At 71.7% G+C, this 17,810-nt stretch carries 15 protein-coding genes; 8 read left to right on the top strand and 7 right to left on the bottom strand.

Going from position 1 to position 17,810, the window contains the following annotated elements; all coding sequences use genetic code 11:
• The first annotated feature begins 16 nt into the window (after window positions 1-16).
• Window positions 17-2,314, top strand: coding sequence for a cation-translocating P-type ATPase (locus HUT19_RS26610; protein WP_176182877.1), 2,298 nt, complete (start codon window positions 17-19; stop codon window positions 2,312-2,314).
• Window positions 2,315-3,054: 740 nt separating this feature from the next.
• On the opposite strand, the gene HUT19_RS26605 is transcribed toward HUT19_RS26610, so the two are convergent.
• Both HUT19_RS26605 and HUT19_RS26600 read right to left on the bottom strand, forming a co-directional pair.
• Complete coding sequence (locus HUT19_RS26605; protein ID WP_176182876.1) at window positions 3,055-4,344, bottom strand: citrate synthase; 1,290 nt, start codon at window positions 4,342-4,344, stop codon at window positions 3,055-3,057.
• Between the two features lie 152 nt (window positions 4,345-4,496).
• Window positions 4,497-6,737: an ATP-dependent RecD-like DNA helicase gene (locus HUT19_RS26600; protein ID WP_176182875.1), complete on the bottom strand. Its 2,241-nt coding sequence runs from the start codon at window positions 6,735-6,737 to the stop codon at window positions 4,497-4,499.
• Window positions 6,738-6,955: 218 nt separating this feature from the next.
• Here HUT19_RS26600 and HUT19_RS26595 point away from each other — a divergent pair, with 218 nt between their 5' ends.
• The 5 genes from HUT19_RS26595 to rbsD are packed head-to-tail and all read left to right on the top strand — an operon-like array spanning window position 6,956 to window position 12,873.
• The gene (locus HUT19_RS26595; protein ID WP_176182874.1) at window positions 6,956-7,972 is read left to right on the top strand and encodes a LacI family DNA-binding transcriptional regulator; all 1,017 of its coding nucleotides are present in this window, start codon (window positions 6,956-6,958) and stop codon (window positions 7,970-7,972) included.
• Window positions 7,969-9,561 carry a sugar ABC transporter ATP-binding protein gene (locus HUT19_RS26590; RefSeq protein ID WP_176182873.1) on the top strand — a complete coding sequence of 531 codons (1,593 nt, stop codon included), beginning with the start codon at window positions 7,969-7,971 and terminating at the stop codon, window positions 9,559-9,561. The genes HUT19_RS26595 and HUT19_RS26590 overlap by 4 nt, the downstream gene beginning before the upstream one ends.
• A complete protein-coding gene (locus HUT19_RS26585; protein WP_176182872.1) occupies window positions 9,551-11,497 on the top strand; it encodes a substrate-binding domain-containing protein in 1,947 nt (648 codons plus the stop codon). The genes HUT19_RS26590 and HUT19_RS26585 overlap by 11 nt, the downstream gene beginning before the upstream one ends.
• Before the next feature lie 48 nt (window positions 11,498-11,545).
• Window positions 11,546-12,472 (top strand): ribokinase, encoded by a 927-nt coding sequence (rbsK, locus tag HUT19_RS26580; protein ID WP_176182871.1) that lies wholly within the window; start codon window positions 11,546-11,548, stop codon window positions 12,470-12,472.
• On the top strand, window positions 12,469-12,873 hold the full coding sequence (gene rbsD, locus HUT19_RS26575) for a D-ribose pyranase (RefSeq protein ID WP_176182870.1): 405 nt from the start codon (window positions 12,469-12,471) through the stop codon (window positions 12,871-12,873). The genes rbsK and rbsD overlap by 4 nt, the downstream gene beginning before the upstream one ends.
• Before the next feature lie 338 nt (window positions 12,874-13,211).
• Here rbsD and HUT19_RS26570 read toward each other — a convergent pair whose 3' ends face one another.
• Together HUT19_RS26570 and HUT19_RS26565 are read right to left on the bottom strand one after the other, a co-directional pair.
• Window positions 13,212-13,367: a hypothetical protein gene (locus HUT19_RS26570; protein ID WP_254885802.1), complete on the bottom strand. Its 156-nt coding sequence runs from the start codon at window positions 13,365-13,367 to the stop codon at window positions 13,212-13,214.
• Between the two features lie 60 nt (window positions 13,368-13,427).
• Entirely contained in the window at window positions 13,428-13,748 is a 321-nt protein-coding gene (locus HUT19_RS26565) for a hypothetical protein (RefSeq protein ID WP_176178457.1), read from the bottom strand.
• 144 nt (window positions 13,749-13,892) lie between these two features.
• On the opposite strand from HUT19_RS26565, the gene HUT19_RS26560 reads away from it, so the two are divergent.
• Both HUT19_RS26560 and HUT19_RS26555 read left to right on the top strand, forming a co-directional pair.
• Window positions 13,893-14,102, top strand: coding sequence for a DUF397 domain-containing protein (locus HUT19_RS26560; protein ID WP_176182869.1), 210 nt, complete (start codon window positions 13,893-13,895; stop codon window positions 14,100-14,102).
• 107 nt (window positions 14,103-14,209) lie between these two features.
• Window positions 14,210-14,632 carry a hypothetical protein gene (locus tag HUT19_RS26555; RefSeq protein ID WP_176182868.1) on the top strand — a complete coding sequence of 141 codons (423 nt, stop codon included), beginning with the start codon at window positions 14,210-14,212 and terminating at the stop codon, window positions 14,630-14,632.
• Here HUT19_RS26555 and HUT19_RS26550 read toward each other — a convergent pair.
• Genes HUT19_RS26550 through HUT19_RS26540 form a run of 3 tightly spaced genes read right to left on the bottom strand, consistent with a single transcriptional unit; the run spans window position 14,560 to window position 17,791 of the window.
• Window positions 14,560-15,450, bottom strand: coding sequence for a sugar phosphate isomerase/epimerase (locus HUT19_RS26550; RefSeq protein WP_176182867.1), 891 nt, complete (start codon window positions 15,448-15,450; stop codon window positions 14,560-14,562). The two genes, HUT19_RS26555 and HUT19_RS26550, sit on opposite strands and share 73 nt — an antisense overlap.
• An 11-nt stretch (window positions 15,451-15,461) precedes the next feature.
• Window positions 15,462-16,634 (bottom strand): dihydrodipicolinate synthase family protein, encoded by a 1,173-nt coding sequence (locus HUT19_RS26545; RefSeq protein ID WP_176182866.1) that lies wholly within the window; start codon window positions 16,632-16,634, stop codon window positions 15,462-15,464.
• Complete coding sequence (locus HUT19_RS26540) at window positions 16,631-17,791, bottom strand: Gfo/Idh/MocA family protein (RefSeq protein ID WP_176182865.1); 1,161 nt, start codon at window positions 17,789-17,791, stop codon at window positions 16,631-16,633. Before HUT19_RS26540 ends, HUT19_RS26545 begins: the two co-directional genes overlap by 4 nt.
• Window positions 17,792-17,810 lie beyond the last annotated feature (19 nt).

The following is a 17,810-nucleotide window of genomic DNA, read 5'->3' as shown; positions in this document are numbered from 1 at the left end:
CCCAGGAGACCCAGACATGACCACCACGGCTCCCACGGCTCCCGAGGCCGGGCACACGGCACAGGTCGAACTCGCCATCGGCGGAATGACGTGTGCCTCGTGTGCGGCGCGCGTCGAGAAGAAGCTCAACCGCATCGACGGAGTGTCCGCCACGGTCAACTTCGCCACCGAGAAGGCCAAGGTGTCCTACGGCACCGGGGTCGAGGTGGCGGACCTGATCGCCACGGTCGTCAGAACCGGCTACACCGCCGAGGAACCGCGCCCGCCCGAGCCCGCTCCCCCGGCCGACACCGCCGAGCCCCCCGGCGGCGCGGCGGACCGCCCCGGGCGCGGTGAGGGCGAGCCGGACACCCTGCGCCACCGCGTGCTCGTCTCCCTCGCGCTGTCCCTGCCCGTCGTCGTGCTGGCGATGGTGCCCTCGCTCCAGTTCGAGAACTGGCAGTGGCTCTCGCTCACCCTCGCCGCGCCCGTCGTCGCCTGGGGCGGCGCACCCTTCCACAGGGCCGCCTGGACCAACGCCCGGCACGGTGCGGCCACCATGGACACCCTCGTCTCCCTCGGCACCCTGGCGGCCCTCGGCTGGTCCCTCTGGGCGCTGTTCTTCGGCGACGCGGGCATGCCGGGGATGCGGCACGGCTTCGACCTCACCGTGTCCCGTACGGGCGGAACGTCCTCGATCTACCTCGAGGCCGCCGCCGGGGTGACCACCTTCATCCTCCTCGGCCGGTTCCTGGAGGCGAAGTCCAAGCGGCGGGCCGGGGCCGCGCTGCACGCCCTGCTGGAGCTCGGCGCCAAGGACGTGGCCGTCCTGCGCGACGGCCGGGAGGTCCGCGTCCCCGTCGGCGAGCTGGCGGTCGGCGACCGCTTCGTCGTCCGCCCCGGCGAGAAGATCGCCACCGACGGCACGGTCGTCGAGGGCGGCTCGGCCGTGGACGCCTCGATGCTGACCGGCGAATCGGTGCCGGTGGACGTCGTGGTGGGCGACGCGGTGGCGGGCGCGACCGTCAACGCGGCGGGCCGGATCGTCGTGGAGGCCACCCGCGTCGGCGCCGACACCCAGCTCGCCCGGATGGCCAAGCTGGTGGAGGACGCGCAGAACGGCAAAGCCGAAGTCCAGCGGCTCGCCGACCGGGTCTCCGGGATCTTCGTACCGATCGTGCTGCTGATCGCCCTCGGCACGCTGCTCGGCTGGCTGGCCGCCACCGGTGACGCGACCGCCGCCTTCACCGCCGCGGTGGCCGTCCTGATCATCGCCTGCCCCTGCGCCCTGGGCCTGGCCACCCCGACCGCGCTCATGGTCGGCACCGGCCGCGGTGCCCAACTGGGCATCCTCATCAAGGGCCCCGAGGTACTGGAGTCGACCCGCCGGGTGGACACCGTCGTCCTGGACAAGACCGGCACGGTCACCACCGGCCGGATGCGGCTGCGCGGCGTCGTCACCGCGTCCGGCACGGACGAGGGCGATCTGCTGCGCCTCGCCGGCGCCGTGGAGCACGCCAGCGAACACCCGGTCGCCCGCGCGGTCGCGGACGGCGCGGCCGAGCGCGTCGGCGCCCTCCCGGTGTCCGAGGGCTTCACCTCCGTCGCCGGGCTCGGCGTACGGGGTGTGGTGGACGGACACGAGGTGCTGGTCGGCCGGGAGAAGCTGCTCGGCCAGTGGGCCGTCGAACTCCCCGAGGAACTGGCGTCCGCCAAGGCCGCCGCCGAGACGGAGGGCCATACGGCCGTCGCCGTGGCCTGGGACGGCGCGGCGCGCGGCATCCTGCTGGTCGCCGACGCGATCAAGGAGACCAGCGCCGAGGCCGTCACCCAGCTGCGCGCCCTCGGCCTCACCCCGGTCCTGCTGACCGGGGACAACCGGCTGGTCGCCGAGTCGGTGGCGCGCGAGACCGGCGTCGAAGAGGTCATCGCCGACGTCCTGCCGCAGGACAAGGTGGACGTGGTCAAGCGGCTCCAGGGCGAGGGCCGTACGGTCGCCATGGTGGGCGACGGCGTCAACGACGCGGCCGCCCTGGCCACCGCCGACCTCGGGCTCGCCATGGGCACCGGTACGGACGCGGCCATCGAGGCCGGGGACCTGACCCTGGTCCGCGGCGACCTCCGGGTGGCGGCGGACGCGATCCGGCTGGCGCGCCGGACGCTCACCACCATCAAGGGCAACCTCTTCTGGGCGTTCGGCTACAACGTGGCCGCGCTGCCGCTCGCGGCGGCCGGAATGCTCAACCCGATGATCGCGGGAGCCGCCATGGCGTTCTCGTCGGTATTCGTCGTCACCAACAGCCTGCGACTGCGGACCTTCACAGCGTCCACATAGCTTCACCAGCTCCCCATAAGCCGCACAGCACCCATACACGGGAGCCTCGATCTTCAAATCGAGGCTCTTGCCCTTGTACGCCCCTTATGGCAAGAGACGCAGATCACAGACAACCGAACGTAACCATTTCGGGGGGTCGCGAGTCTAATGGGACGGTGGGGATTCGTCTTGGGGGACGTATCCCGCTACGCGTGGCCGGGGCGACGTACTCGGGGAGCTTTGAGCGGCCCTCCCGCGGTACTCGTCCCGGCAGATCGCGCCGCAACGCCGCCCGTGCGGCCCGTGGACGCCCGGCCGGATCCCGTGGGGGGAATCCGTACCGGGACATGGGAAGCGCCCCGCTCCGACCCGTGGGGGGATCGGAAGCGGGGCGCTTTCGCGTTTTCGGGGGCTCGGTTCGGCTCCGGGGCGCTCCAGCCGCTGTCGACGGTCGACCGTGCTCGGCCACTCCACGCGGCGGAGCCGCATATCGATTGCAGCCTCGCGGCCTCCGCACGCTCTCCCTTTCGACAGCGGCGCGCCCCTTCGCCTCACCCGCCGCCAGACCAAGGAACCCGAAGCTCCAAGGTGCCCTTTCCCTCGGGTCACTCACCGGGAACCGGGCGAACCCGGGGCTCCAAGGCGCCCATTCCTCCCGGGGTCACCCGGCGGGAACCGGGCCACCCCGGAGACGCAACGGTGCCCCACCCTTCCGGCACGCGCCGGGAGAGCGGGGCACTCAGAGACGGAAGAGGTCGCCCTTAGCGCTGCTCGACCGGGACGAACTCGCGCTCGACGATGCCCGTGTAGATCTGGCGCGGGCGGCCGATGCGGGAACCCGGCTCCTTGATCATCTCGTGCCACTGGGCGATCCAGCCCGGCAGCCGGCCGAGCGCGAACAGCACGGTGAACATCTCGGTCGGGAAGCCCATCGCCCGGTAGATCAGACCGGTGTAGAAGTCCACGTTCGGGTAGAGCTTGCGCTCGACGAAGTAGTCGTCGGCGAGGGCGTGCTCCTCGAGCTTGAGGGCGATCTCAAGAAGCTCGTCCGACTTGCCGAGGGCGGAGAGCACATCGTGCGCCGCCGACTTGATGATCTTCGCCCGGGGGTCGAAGTTCTTGTAGACGCGGTGCCCGAAGCCCATGAGCTTCACACCGTCTTCCTTGTTCTTCACCTTGCGGATGAAGGTGTCGACGTCGCTGCCCGCGTCCTGGATGCCCTCCAGCATCTCCAGCACGGACTGGTTGGCACCACCGTGCAGGGGGCCCCACAGGGCGCTGATGCCCGCGGAGATGGAGGCGAACATGTTCGCCTGCGAGGAGCCGACCAGCCGGACGGTGGAGGTCGAACAGTTCTGCTCGTGGTCGGCGTGCAGGATCAGCAGCTTGTCGAGGGCGCTGACGACGATCGGGTCGAGCTCATACTCCTGGGCCGGGACCGAGAAGGTCATCCGCAGGAAGTTCTCGACGTAGCCAAGGTCGTTACGCGGGTAGACAAACGGATGGCCGACCGACTTCTTGTAGGCGTACGCCGCGATGGTCGGCAGCTTGGCCAGCAGCCGGATCGTCGAGAGGTCGCGCTGCTTCTCGTCGAAGGGATTGTGGCTGTCCTGGTAGAAGGTCGACAGCGCGCTGACCACCGAGGACAGCATGGCCATCGGGTGGGCGTCGCGCGGGAAGCCGTCGTAGAAGCGCTTGACGTCCTCGTGGAGCAGCGTATGGGTGGTGATCTGCTCGCGGAACGCGGCCAGTTCGTCCACCGTGGGCAGCTCGCCGTTGATCAGCAGGAAGGCCGTCTCCAGGAACGAGCTGCGCTCCGCCAGCTGCTCGATGGGGTAACCGCGATAGCGCAGAATGCCCTGCTCACCGTCGAGATAGGTGATCGCGGATTTGTACGCGGCGGTGTTGCCGTAACCGGAGTCCAGGGTCACCAGACCGGTCTGGGCACGCAGCTTGCCGATGTCGAAGCCTTTGTCGCCGACGGTGCTGTCGACCACCGGGTAGGTGTACTCGCCGTCCCCGTACCGCAGTACTACAGAGTTGTCGCTCACGTCATCCCTCACCGACGTCCTGGTTCTCTTCTTCGAGGTGCCCTGACTCCCCCCACCTTCCCCCATCCGGACGATGGACGTGCACTCGGGGTCGGCCAATGGGCCTTTTGGCGGCACTCAGTGCCGCTTTCACGCCCATCCTGCCCCGTTCGTCATCGTTCGGAAACCCTCATGGCACTCTCGACTCGTACATCGCCGCCGAGCCGGTGGTCCAGTGCCGTGCAGCGCCTTCCCGCCGAGACCGTACGCACCGCCTGCCCCAGCGCGCGGCGCGAGCCGACCAGCACCACAAGGCGCTTGGCGCGGGTCACCGCCGTGTAGAGCAGATTGCGCTGCAACATCATCCAGGCTCCGGTGGTCACCGGAATCACGACGGCCGGGTACTCACTGCCCTGGGAGCGGTGGATGGTCACCGCATAGGCGTGAGCCAGCTCGTCCAGCTCGTCGAAGTCGTACGGCACCTCCTCGTCCTCGTCCGTCAGCACGGTCAGCCGCTGCTCGTCGGTGTCGAGGGAGGTGACGACTCCAACCGTGCCGTTGAAGACCCCATTGGCCCCTTTCTCATAATTGTTACGGATCTGGGTCACCTTGTCGCCGACGCGGAAGATCCGGCCGCCGAAACGGCGCTCCGGGAGGTCCGGGCGGGCGGGGGTGATGGCCTGCTGAAGCAGTCCGTTCAGCGCGCCCGCGCCCGCCGGGCCGCGGTGCATCGGGGCGAGAACCTGCACGTCACGCCGGGGGTCCAGACCGAATTTGGCGGGGATGCGGCGGGCCGCGACATCGACCGTGAGCCGCCCGGCCTCCTCGGTGTCGTCCTCGGCGAAGAGAAAGAAGTCGGACAGCCCCTGGGTGAGCGGCGGCACCCCCTCGTTGATCCGGTGGGCGTTGGTGACCACTCCGGACTGCTGAGCCTGGCGGAAGATCCTGGTCAGCCGCACCGCCGGGACCGGGCCGCCGGGGGCCAGCAGATCGCGCAGCACCTCCCCGGCGCCGACGCTGGGCAGCTGGTCCACATCGCCGACGAAGAGCAGATGCGCACCCGGCGGGACCGCCTTGACCAGCTTGTTGGCCAGCAGCAGATCGAGCATGGACGCCTCGTCGACCACCACCAGATCGGCGTCGAGCGGACGATCCCGGTCGTACGCGGCGTCGCCGCCGGGCTTGAGCTCCAGCAGCCGGTGGACGGTGGAGGCATCGGCGCCGGTCAGCTCGGCGAGCCGCTTGGCGGCCCGGCCGGTGGGGGCGGCCAGCACCACCTTCGCCTTCTTGGCGCGGGCCAGCTCCACCACGGACCGGACGGTGAAGGACTTGCCGCACCCCGGGCCGCCGGTGAGCACCGCGACCTTCTCGGTGAGCGCGAGCCGCACCGCCTCCCGCTGCTCGGGGGCCAGCTCGGCGCCGGTGCGACCGGCCAGCCAGGTCAGTGCCTTCTCCCAGTCCACCCCCTGGAAGGCGGGCATCCGGTCCTCCTCGGTGCGCAGCAGCCTCAGCACCTGACCGGCCAGGGAGATCTCCGCGCGGTGGAAGGGGACCAGATAGACCGCCGCGACCGGATCGCCGCCGTCCGGGGCGGGGACCCGCTCGCGCACCACCCCCTCCTCGGCGGCGAGCTCCCCCAGGCAGTCGATCACCAGACCGGTGTCGACCTGGAGCAACTTCACGGCGTCCGCGATCAGTTGCTCCTCGGGGAGATAGCAGTGACCGTTGTCCGTGGACTGGGACAGGGCGTACTGGAGACCGGCCTTGACCCGGTCGGGGCTGTCGTGCGGGATGCCGACCGACTGGGCGATCTTGTCTGCGGTGAGGAAGCCGATGCCCCAGACATCGGCCGCCAGCCGGTACGGCTCGTTCTTCACCACGGAGATCGAGGCGTCCCCGTACTTCTTGTAGATCCGCACCGCGATGGAGGTGGAGACGCCGACGCCCTGGAGGAAGATCATGACCTCCTTGATGGCCTTCTGCTCCTCCCAGGCCGCCCCGATCATCTTGGTGCGCTTGGGGCCGAGGCCGGGGACCTCGATCAGCCGCTCCGGCCGCTGCTCGATGACGTCCAGGGTCTCGATACCGAAGTGCTCGGTGATGCGGTCGGCGATCCGCGGGCCGATCCCCTTGATCAGACCGGAGCCCAGATAGCGGCGGATGCCCTGGACGGTGGCGGGGAGGACGGTTGTGTAGTTCTCCACGGTGAACTGCTTGCCGTACTGCGGGTGGGAGCCCCAGCGGCCCTCCATCCGCAGCGACTCACCCGGCTGGGCGCCCAGCAGCGAGCCCACGACGGTCAGCAGATCGCCCGCGCCACGGCCGGTGTCGACCCGCGCGACCGTATAGCCGTTCTCCTCATTGGCATAGGTGATCCGCTCCAGAACGCCTTCGACCACCGCGAGTTTGAGCATGGACCGACCGTACCGCCGGGGCCCGACAGGCGGTGCGGAGCGGTGCGGGGCTGTGGAAAAACCGGCGGCTGTGGAAACCCCGGCGCCCCTCGGCGGCGGACCGGCGGTGACCGGTGCGGAGCATCACGATCCGGTTTCGGGCCGGACCGAGCCCTTGTCCACATCCCGTGTAATCGATTCCAATCCTCCGTGTAATCGATTCCACGAGGAGGTGGACGATGCCGGCCATCAAGGACGTGGCGCAACGGGCCGGGGTCTCCGTCGCGACGGTTTCGCGGGTGCTCAACCATCACCCCTCCGTCCGCGCGGACACCCGGGAGCGCGTACTGGCCGCCGTCGCCGCCCTCGGCTACCGCCCCAACGCCGTGGCCCGCTCGCTGCGCACCGACCAGACCCGGGCGCTCGGACTGGTCATCAGCGATGTGCTGAATCCTTTCTTCACCGAGTTGGCCCGCTCCGTCGAGGACGCTGCCCGCGACCTCGGCTACAGCGTGGTGATCGGCAACGCCGATGAACGGCCCGATCTCCAGGACCACCACGTCCGCACCCTGATGGACCGCCGTATCGACGGGCTGCTGGTCTCCCCCACCGACGGCGGCTCGCCGATGATGCTGGACGCCGCCCGCACCGGGACACCCATGGTCTTCGTCGACCGCTGGATCGAGGGCGAGGGCCTGGCCGGGGTGCCGGTGGTGCGCACCGACGGCCGGGACGCCATCCGCGATCTGGTGGCCCATCTGCACGCGCTCGGCCACCGCAGGCTCGCCATCATCGCGGGCCCGGCGGCCACGACCACCGGACGCGAGCGGGTGGACGCCTTCCGCGCGGCGCTGCGGGAGTTCGGTCTCGCACTGGACGACGGCCACATCGGCCAGGGCGACTTCCAGGCGGACAGCGGACGCCGGGTCACCGCCCGCTTCCTCGATCTGCCGCACCCCCCGGACGCGGTCTTCGCCGCGGACAACCTGATGGCGCTCGGCGCGATGGACGAGATCCGTGCCCGCGGGCTGCGGGTGCCCGACGACATCGCGCTCGCCGCGTTCGACGACATCCCGTGGTTCGTCCACACCGATCCGCCGATCACCGCCATCGCCCAGCCGACCGGGGATCTCGGCCGCGCGGCCGTCCGCGCGCTGGTCGACCTCGTCGAGGGCCGCCCCGCGGAGTCGGTGACCCTCTCCGCCCGCCTGGTCACCCGCCGCTCGTGCGGCGAGCCCGAAGGGAGCACGCCATGAGCACGACGCCCTGTGTCACCGAGCCGCCGCGCCCGGACTCCGAACTGCTGCGGATGGAGGGCGTCCGCAAGACCTTCCCCGGTGTGGTCGCCCTGGACGGCGTCGACTTCGATCTGCGCCGCGGTGAGGTGCACGTCCTGCTGGGCGAGAACGGCGCGGGCAAGAGCACGCTCATCAAGATGCTCTCCGGTGCCCATCGTCCCGACGGCGGCCGCATCCTCGTCGACGGCGGCGAGGTACGCATCGGCAATGCCCAGGACGCCGAACGGCTCGGTATCGCCACCATCTACCAGGAGTTCAACCTGGTCCCCGACCTCAGCGTCGCCGAGAACATCTTCCTGGGCCGCCAGCCGCGCCGCTTCGGCATGATCGACCGTCATACGATGCACCGGCGCGCCGCCGGACTCCTCGCCCGGGTCGGGGTGGACGTCTCCCCCAAGACCCGGGTGCGGGACCTGGGCATCGCCCGGCTCCAGATGGTCGAGATCGCCAAGGCGCTCAGCCTGGAGGCGCGCGTACTGATCATGGACGAACCGACCGCGGTGCTCACCACCGAGGAGGTCGACAAGCTCTTCCGGATCGTGCGCGCCCTGCGCGAGGACGGGGTGGGCGTCGTCTTCATCACCCACCACCTGGAGGAGATCGCCGCCCTGGGCGACCGGGTCACCGTCCTGCGCGACGGCCGCAGCGTCACCCAGGTCCCGGCCGCCACCGACCAGGACGAGCTGGTGCGGCTGATGGTCGGCCGCTCCATCGAGCAGCAGTACCCGCGCGAGCGGGCCGACGCCGGTGAACCGCTGCTGAAGGTCGAGGGGCTCACCCGCGACGGCAGCTTCCACGACATCGGCTTCGAGGTGCGCGCCGGTGAAGTGGTGGGCCTGGCCGGTCTGGTGGGCGCGGGCCGCACCGAGGTGGTGCGGGCGCTGTTCGGCGCCGACCCCTACGACTCCGGCACCGTCGAGGTCGCGGGCGTTCCCCTGCCCCGCCATGACGTGGTGGCCGCCATGGCCGCCGGTGTCGGCCTGGTGCCGGAGGACCGCAAGGGCCAGGGCCTGGTCCTGGACGCCTCCGTGCAGGAGAACCTCGGCCTGGTGACCCTGCGGTCCGCCACCCGCGCGGGCATCGTCGACCGGGCCGGGCAGCGGCGCGCCGCCGCGCGCGTCGCGGGACAGCTGGCCGTCCGGATGGCCGGTCTCGACCAGCGGGTGCGCACCCTCTCCGGCGGCAATCAGCAGAAGGTCGTCATCGGCAAATGGCTGCTCGCCAAGAGCAGGGTGCTGATCCTCGACGAGCCGACCCGCGGCATCGACGTGGGCGCCAAGGTCGAGATCTACCAGCTCATCAATGAACTCACCGCATCGGGCCACGCCGTCCTGATGATCTCCAGCGACCTCCCCGAGGTGCTGGGGATGAGCGACCGCGTCCTGGTGATGTCCCAGGGCCGGATCGCCGGAGAGCTGACCGCGCGGGAAGCGACCCAGGACGCCGTGATGGCCCTGGCAGTGAAGGACGTCAAAGCCGCCAAAGACGCCAAAGACACCGACGAAGGCGTCGGCGTCACGGAGAAGGAGGGCACTCGTGGCAACTGACATGCTCACGAGCACGAACCCCGGGGGCCCGGCGGTGCTGCGCCGCGTGCTGCTCGACAACGGCGCGCTGAGCGCCCTGGTACTGCTGGTGGCGGCCATGTCGCTGCTCTCCGGCGACTTCCTCACCACCGACAATCTCCTCAACGTGGGCGTCCAGGCGGCGGTCACCGCGATCCTCGCCTTCGGTGTCACCTTCGTCATCGTCTCCGCGGGCATCGACCTGTCCGTCGGCTCGGTGGCCGCGCTCTCGGCCACCGTGCTCGCCTGGTCCGCCACGTCACAGGGGCTGCCGGTGTGGCCGGCGGCGCTGCTCGCCGTCGCCACCGGTATCGCCTGCGGCCTGGTCAGCGGGGCGCTGGTCTCGTACGGCAAACTGCCGCCGTTCATCGCCACGCTCGCGATGCTGTCGATCGGCCGCGGTCTGGCGCTGGTCATCTCCCAGGGCAGCCCGATCGCCGTCCCCGACGCGGTCTCCGGCCTCGGTGACACCCTCGGCGGCTGGCTGCCGGTCCCGGTGATCGTGATGATCGTGATGGGCCTGATCACCGCGGGTGTGCTCGGCCGTACCTACGCGGGCCGGGCGATGTACGCGATCGGCGGCAACGAGGAGGCGGCCCGCCTCTCCGGGATCCGCGTGGCGCGCCAGAAGCTGGTCGTCTACGCGCTCTCCGGCGGTTTCGCGGCCGTGGCGGGCATCGTGCTGGCCTCGCGGCTGTCCTCGGCCCAGCCGCAGGCGGCGGTCGGCTACGAACTGGACGCCATCGCTGCGGTGGTCATCGGCGGCGCGAGCCTGTCCGGCGGGGTCGGCAAGGCGTCCGGCACGCTGATCGGCGCGCTGATCCTCGCGGTACTGCGCAACGGGCTCAACCTGCTGGAGGTGTCCGCCTTCTGGCAGCAGGTCGTCATCGGTGTGGTCATCGCGCTCGCCGTGCTGCTGGACACCCTGCGCCGCCGCGCGGGCTCCCGTCCGGCCGCGCCCGGCGATCCGGCCGGAGGGCCGAAGGAGCCGGGCCGTAAAGCGGCCGCCACGGCGGGGCGGTTCGCGGTGGCCGCGGTGGCCGTCGGCGCCGTGGTGCTGGCCTCCTCCTTCCTGCACTCGGGCGGCTCCGGGGGCGAGGACACCAAGGTGGGCCTGTCGGTCTCCACCCTCAACAACCCCTTCTTCGTGCAGCTGAAGGCGGGCGCGCAGGAGGAGGCCAAGGCCGCCGGGGTCAGCCTCACCGTCACCGACGCCCAGAACGACGCCTCCCAACAGGCCAATCAGATCCAGAACTTCACCAGCCAGAACATGACGTCGATCATCATCAACCCGGTCGACTCCGATGCCGCGGGCCCGTCCGTCAAGGCCGCCAACAAGGCCGGTATCCCGGTGCTCGCCGCCGACCGCGGCGTCAACAAGGCCGATATCGAGACCCTGGTGGCCTCCGACAACATCGCGGGCGGCAGACTGGCCGCGAAGACGCTGGCCGAACGGCTCGGCGGCAAGGGCAGGATCCTGGTGCTCCAGGGCGTCGCCGGAACCTCGGCCTCGCGCGAGCGCGGGCAGGGCTTCGCGGAGGGCCTGAAGGCGTACCCGGGCATCAAGGTCGTCGGCAAGCAGCCCGCCGACTTCGACCGGGCCAAGGCGCTGGACGTGACCACCAACCTGCTCCAGGCCCACCCCGGTGTCGACGGGGTCTTCGCCGAGAACGACGAGATGGCGCTCGGCGCGGTCAGGGCGCTGGGCTCCAAGGCGGGCAAGTCCGTGAAGGTCGTCGGCTTCGACGGCACCCCGGACGGCCTCACGGCGGTGCGGAGCGGAACCCTCGCCGCGACCGTCGCCCAGCAGCCCCGGGAGCTGGGGAAGATGGCCGTGCGCAACGCGATCAGGGCCGCCAAGGGCCAGCGGGTCGACGAGACGGTGAAGGTGCCGGTCAAGGTCGTCGCGGCCAAGTGAGCCCGGGGCGCGTCCGTCGGCACCCGTAACGCGAAGGGACGTACACACATGCACGACTACGACCTGTTGGTCGTGGGATCCGCCAACGCCGATCTGGTGATCGGGGTCGAGCGCCGCCCCGGTCCCGGCGAGACCGTTCTCGGTTCCGACCTGGCCGTCCACCCGGGCGGCAAGGGCGCCAACCAGGCCGTCGCCGCCGCCCGGCTGGGGGCCCGTACGGCCCTGCTGGCCCGGGTCGGCGACGACGAGCACGGCCGTCTGCTGCTGGACTCGCTGCGGACGGCCGGGGCGGACACCTCCGGTGTGCTCACCGGCGGCGCGCCCACCGGCGTCGCGCTGATCGCGGTGGATCCGTCCGGCGACAACAGCATCGTGGTCTCCCCCGGCGCCAACGCCCGGCTCACCCCGGGGGACGTACGGGCCGCGGCGCGGCTGCTGGCCTCGGCGCGCGTCGTCTCGCTCCAGCTGGAGATCCCGCTGGAGACCGTGGCCGAGGTGGTCCGCGCGGCGGACGCGGGCACGGACGGGCGGCCGGGGCCTCGGGTGGTGCTCAACCCGTCACCGGCGGCGCCGCTGCCCGACGAGGTGCTGGCGGTCTGCGATCCGCTGGTGGTCAACGAGCACGAGGCGCGGTTCCTGCTCGGTGACGATCCGGCGGGCGGCTCGGCCGAGCCCGAGGAGTGGGCGGCGGCCCTGCTGGCGCGCGGCCCGCGCTCGGTCGTGGTGACCCTGGGCGCGCAGGGCGCGCTCGTCGCCGACGGCGGCCGTACGGTCCGGGTGCCCAGCCTCCCGGTGAAGGCCGTGGACACCACGGGCGCCGGGGACGCCTTCACCGGGGCGCTCGCCTGGCGGCTGGGCGCCGGCGACGACCTGGAGACGGCGGTGTGGTTCGCGGTGCGCGTGGGCGCCGCCGCGGTGACCCGGGCCGGTGCCCAGGAGTCGTTTCCCACCGCCGAGGACGTGGCGCGGCTGTGAAGCGGGCGGGAATCATCAACCGCCACCTCAGCGCGGGACTCGCCCGGTTGGGCCACACCGACACGGTGATGGTGTGCGACGCGGGTCTGCCGATCCCCTCCGGACCGGACGGACCGGTCGTGGTCGACCTCGCCCTCGTACTGGGGGTGCCGTCCTTCGAGCAGGTGCTGACCGGGCTGCTGGACGAGCTGGTGGTCGAGGGGGCCACGGCCGCGCGCGAGGTGCGGGACCACAACAAGGAGGCGACCGCGCTGCTCGAGGGGCTCTTCTCCGACGCGGCGCTGACGCTGGTGCCGCACGAGGAGCTGAAGGCGCTGACCGGCGGGGCGCGGCTGGTGGTGCGGACCGGGGAGGCGCGGCCGTACGCCAATGTGCTGCTGCGGTGCGGGGTGCCGTTCTGACGCGCGGCACCGTTCTGACGCCGGGTGCGGTGCGCCTTGCGCATGCGCACCGCCGGCTGAGCACACTCGAGGGGCCCGGTCCGCGGACCGGGCCCCTCGTATTCCCCTCCTCAGGGCTTTCCCTCGATCCCCCCGGATCCCTCCCCGGAAAGCCCGATGCCCCGTACGACCCGCCGGGGCCCGGGAGGGTTGCACGATTTCCCGGAGTTATCGATCCGTTATCCGGCCTCGGCGGGGCCCGGCCGTCTGCCACGGGAAGCACGGCGACCGGGACCTGGAAACCGCCCACCGCGGCCACCGCCCAGGGGCACGGCGGGTACGGGGGGCCGACGGCCGTCTCAAGACCGCCGGAAGCGGTCCGGCCTGTTGTCGTCGCGGTGGCGGGGGCACTGGCACGGCGGCCACGCCTGCCCCAACCCGTAGGCGTCCGTGTCCTTGCCGACGAGGACGGCCACCGCCGCCCGCCGCGCGGTCACGATCCCGTCGCGGGCCATGGTGTAGACGGCGCATCGTCATCCGGGGCCGCTCGCCCCGGTACGGCTCGTTGTGGGCCATCACCGAGCCCCCTCTCCGTCGACCGGCGCGAGGAGCTGGAGTACGGCGCGCAGGCTGCGTTTCACCGCACCGAGGTGGTAGGCCAGTTGCTCCGGTGCGGCGTCGGCCAGGTCGAGGGACTCGGCCCCTGCGAGGGACTGTCCGGCCACGATCACGACGGCCTGCTCAAGGCCGTCGCGGGTGGGCTTTCCGGCCTCGACGCACGCCGGGCACAGGCCCGAACGCGGCACGGCGCGGTGGTGGGGTCCGAAGTCGCCGGGGGTGGCGCACAGAGCGCAGCCGGGCGACGGGACGGGCGTGGTCCGGTCGTCGGCGGTCACCGCGTCATCACCATCCCGTGCGGCGCACACACCAACAGCCCCACCCGCGGGCGGCTCCTGCGCCGCCGTTCGTGCGCGACGATGGAGGGCCGGATCATGGCGGCCCCGTCGCCATCCGGTGGACCGGGGGCGAAGGGGTACCCCGTGACGACCGAAACCCCCCGTTGGTTCACGTCCTCGTACAGCAGCAACGGCGGCGCCTGCGTGGAGGTGGCCGCCAACCTCATCGCCTCGCGCGGCGAGGTCCCGGTCCGCGACAGCAAGGACCCCAACGGCCCGGCGCTCGCCTTCGAGCCGTGCGCTTGGTCGTCGTTCGTCGCCGCCCTCAAGCGCGGAGAGTTCCCCGCCACCTGACCCCCGCAGCAACCAGCCATCACAGCGAGCGGCTCCTGACCCGGCTCCGAACTCCCCTGACCATGCTGTTAGTTTCGTGTCCTTTGCGTTCCGACGGAGGGATGGACATGAACGGGGCGGTCGAGAGCACGGCGTGGGTGGTGCGGGCACAGCGGATGCGCGCCTCGGGGCTGGGGCTGCTGTTCCTGGCGGGGTTGAGCTGGGCGTACCTGGCCATGCTGATGTTCACCCCGTTCGAGAGCGCGGAGTATTCCAACCACTGTGACGCGCCCGCCTTCCGCGACCACGTCTACGAGGACTGCGAGGAGGAACGCCCCTGGACGACCATGACCGGGATCCTCGCGGCCTCGGTGCCGCTCGGCATGCTGGGCATGGGGCTGTACACCAGCGGCACCACGACCCTCCGGGTGCGGGAGTACGTGTCCGAGGTGATGGTCGCGGACAAGGCGTCGTCCGCTCAGCCCGCCGGGTCGGGCGGTCCGGACGGGACCGGTGAGGGCGACGGCTCGGGCAGCACCAAGGACACGTAACGGCCGGCGACTTCGGCCAGCACCTCCGCCCCGTCCCGCTCCCACAGCGCCGGGTTGAAGATCTCGACCTCGATCGGCCCGTCGTACCCGGCCGCGTCGACCCGCTCGCGGAACCACCTCAGATCGATCGAGCCGTCCCCGAGCTGACCCCGTCCCAGCAGCACCCCCGCCGGGAGCGGGGTGATCCAGTCCGCGAGCTGGAAGGCGGCGATCCGGCCACCGGCGCCCGCCCGGGCGATCTGTGCGGCCACGGTGTCGTCCCACCACAGGTGGTAGCTGTCCACGACCACGCCCACCCGCTCGGCCGGGAAGCGCTCGGCCAGGTCCAGCGCCTGGGCGAGGGTCGAGACCACACAGCGGTCGGCGGCGTACATGGGGTGCAGCGGCTCGATGGCCAGGCGCACCCCGCGCTCGGCGGCGTACGGACTCACCTCCGCCAGCGCGTCCGCGATCCGCTCACGGGCGCCGGTCAGATCGCGGCTGCCGGTCGGCAGGCCGCCGGAGACCAGGACGAGGGTGCCGGTGCCGAGGGTGGCGGCCTCGTCGATCGCGGCGCGGTTGTCGTCGAGGGCGGCGGCACGCTCGGCCGGGTCCACGGCGGTGAAGAAACCGCCCCGGCACAGCGAGGTGACGGTCAGCCCGGCGGCGCGGACCAGCCGGGCGGCGGCCTCGACCCCGTACGCCCGGACCGGCGCCCGCCACAGGCCGACCCCGGGCACCCCGGCCGCCGCACAGCCCTCGGCCAGCTCGGGCAGCGACCACTGCCGGATGGTCTCCTGGTTGAGGCTCAGACGGTCCAGCCGACGGTCACCGCTCACTGCGCGACCCCTCACTGGGCGACCCCCTGGACGATCAGCAGATGCCGCATCCGCCCGGCGGCCGCCTCCGGGTCCGGGAACAGACCGAGTCCGTCGGCCAGTTCGTACGCGCGCGCCAGATGCGGCAGCGAACGGGCCGACTGGAGGCCGCCCACCATCGTGAAGTGCGACTGGTGCCCGGCCAGCCACGCCAGCAGTACCACACCGGTCTTGTAGAAGCGGGTCGGCTCCCGGAAGAGGTGGCGGGCCAGCTCCACCGTCGGGTCGAGCAGCGCGCGGAAGCCCGGCGCGTCGTCCGCGTCCAGCGCGCGGACCGCTTCGGCCGCCACGGGCGCCAGCGGGTCGAAGACACCGAGCAGGGCGTGGCTCGCGCCGTGGTCGTCGCCCTCGATCAGTTCGGGGTAGTGGAAGTCGTCGCCGGTGTAGCAGCGCACCCCGTCCGGGAGCAGACGGCGCAGCTCGCTCTCGCGGCGGGCGTCGAGCAGGGAGACCTTGATGCCGTCGACCTTGCCGGGGTGGGCGGCGATCAGTTCCAGTACGGTGCGGGTGGCGTGGTCCGGGTCGGCGCTGCCCCAGTAGCCCTCCAGCGCCGGGTCGAACATCGGGCCCAGCCAGTGCAGCACGACCGGCGCGGACACCTGCTCGAGCAGACGGCCGTAGACCTCGAGATAGTCCTTTGGTCCCTTGGCCACGGCGGCCAGCGCCCGCGAGGCCATCAGCACCGCACGGGCGCCCGACTCCTCGCAGACGGCGAGCTGTTCCTCGTAGGCGGCGCGCACCTCGTCCAGACCGTACGGGAAGCCGATCCCGGTGACGGCGAGCTGGTCGGTGCCCGCACCGCAGACGAGCGGTCCGCCCACCGCGTCGGCCTCGGCGGCCGAGCGGCGGATCAGCTCGGCCGCGCCGGCCCAGTCCAGGCCCATCCCGCGCTGTGCGGTGTCCATCGCCTCGGCCACACCCAGCCCGTGGGACCACAGATGGCGGCGGAAGGCGAGGGTCGCGTCCCAGTCCACGGCGGCCGGGCCGCCGGGGCCGGTTTCGGCGTACGGATCGGCGACCACATGAGCGGCCGCGAACACCACGCGGGAGGTGAGCGGGGCGCCGCCCGGGACGTAGCGGGCGGGCTCGGCGCACGGCCGGTAGGGGCGGGTCGCGCCGCCCGGCGCGGGGAGGTGGAGGATCACAGGCTCAGCTCCGGTACGTCCAGCCGGCGCCCCTCGGCCGACGACTTCAGCCCCAGCTCGGCGAGCTGGACCCCGCGGGCCCCCGCCAGCAGGTCCCAGCGCCAGGGCTCGTCCAGCACCACATGGCGCAGGAAGAGCTCCCACTGTGTCTTGAAGCCGTTGTCGAATTCCCCGTTGTCCGGGACCTCCTGCCACTGGCCGCGGAAGGACTCGGTGGCCGGGAGGTCGGGGTTCCAGACGGGTTTGGGGGTGGCCGAACGGTGCTGTACGCGGCAGCCCCGCAGCCCCGCGACGGCCGAACCCTCGGTGCCGTCCACCTGGAACTCCACCAGTTCGTCGCGGTGGACGCGGACCGCCCAGGAGGAGTTGATCTGCGCGATGGCGCCGCCCTCCAGCCGGAAGATGCCGTACGCGGCGTCCTCGGCGGTGGCGTCGTACGGTTTGCCCCGCTCGTCCCAGCGGGTCGGGATATGGGTGGTGGCCTGCGCCTGGACGCTGCGCACGGCGCCGAACAGCTCGTGCAGCACGTACTCCCAGTGCGGGAACATGTCGACGACGATGCCACCGCCGTCCTCCGCACGGTAGTTCCAGGACGGCCGCTGGGCGTCCTGCCAGTCGCCCTCGAAGACCCAGTAGCCGAACTCGCCGCGGACCGAGAGGATCCGGCCGAAGAATCCGCAGTCGACGAGGCGCTTCAGCTTCAGCAGCCCGGGGAGGAAGATCTTGTCCTGGACCACACCGTGCCGGACGCCCGCCGCCCGGGCCAGCCTGGCCAGTTCCAGGGCCGCGTCCAGGCCGGTGGCCGTCGGCTTCTCGGTGTAGAGGTGCTTGCCCGCCGCGATGGCCTTCTTCAGGGCGTCCTCCCGCGCCGCGGTGACCTGTGCGTCGAAGTAGATGTCCACGCTCTCGTCGGCCAGGACGGCGTCCACGTCGGTGGACACGTCGGCGACGGGGTCGAGGCCGTGGCGCTCGGCGATCGCCTTCAGGGCGTGCTCCCGGCGGCCGACGAGCAGCGGACGCGGCCACAGCACCCGGCCGTCGCCGAGGTCGAGGCCGCCCTGTTCGCGCAGGGCGAGGAGGGAGCGGACGAGATGCTGCCGATAGCCCATCCGGCCGGTCACACCGTTCATGGCGATCCGCACGGTCTTGCGTGTCACGTGGCTTCTTCTCCTCACG

It is taken from the genome of Streptomyces sp. NA02950 (assembly GCF_013364155.1).
Classification (GTDB): domain Bacteria; phylum Actinomycetota; class Actinomycetes; order Streptomycetales; family Streptomycetaceae; genus Streptomyces.
This window is presented reverse-complemented; position numbering and strand designations above follow the sequence as displayed.